The following is a 588-nucleotide window of genomic DNA, read 5'->3' on the forward strand; positions in this document are numbered from 1 at the left end:
CCTTCGTCTCCACCGTCGTCCTCCAACTGGCCGACGAGGGCCGGCTGCGACTGGACGACCCGGTGGATCGCTACCTGCCGGGTGTCGTCCCGAACGGCGGCGCGATCACCCTGCGGCAGCTGCTGCAGCACACCAGCGGCCTGTTCGACTACCTGGAGGACCCGCGGTTCCTCTACCACGACGAGGCGAGCCTGCGCGCGTACCTGGCCGAGGGGCGCTGGACGGACTTCCGGCCCGAGGAGCTGGTCTCCGTCGCCGTCGGACACCCGCCGTACTTCGAGCCCGGGCAGGGCTGGTACTACTCCAACACCAACTACATCCTCACCGGGATGATCATCCGCAAGGTCACCGGGCGCACCTGGCAGCGCGAGGTGGAGCGGCGGATCGTCGAACCGCTGCACCTCGACAGCACGACGTTCCCGAACTCCTCCGCCCGCATCCCCGGCCCGCACGCGCACGGGTACATCCAACTGCCGGAAGGCCCGGCCGACGTCACCCGGCTCAACCCGACCGTCGCGGACGCCGCCGGCAACGGCATCTCCACCACCGCCGACCTCGACCGCTTCCACGCCGCCCTGTTCGGCGGCA

Annotated in this window: 1 protein-coding gene; it reads left to right on the forward strand. The window is 70.6% G+C overall.

Going from position 1 to position 588, the window contains the following annotated elements:
- A partial coding sequence (locus VR45_RS09780; protein WP_045939289.1) for a serine hydrolase domain-containing protein occupies nt 1-588 on the forward strand: 588 nt, incomplete at both ends.

Origin of the sequence: Streptomyces sp. NRRL S-495, assembly GCF_000966955.1 — a bacterium.
Lineage (GTDB): Bacteria > Actinomycetota > Actinomycetes > Streptomycetales > Streptomycetaceae > Kitasatospora > Kitasatospora purpeofusca.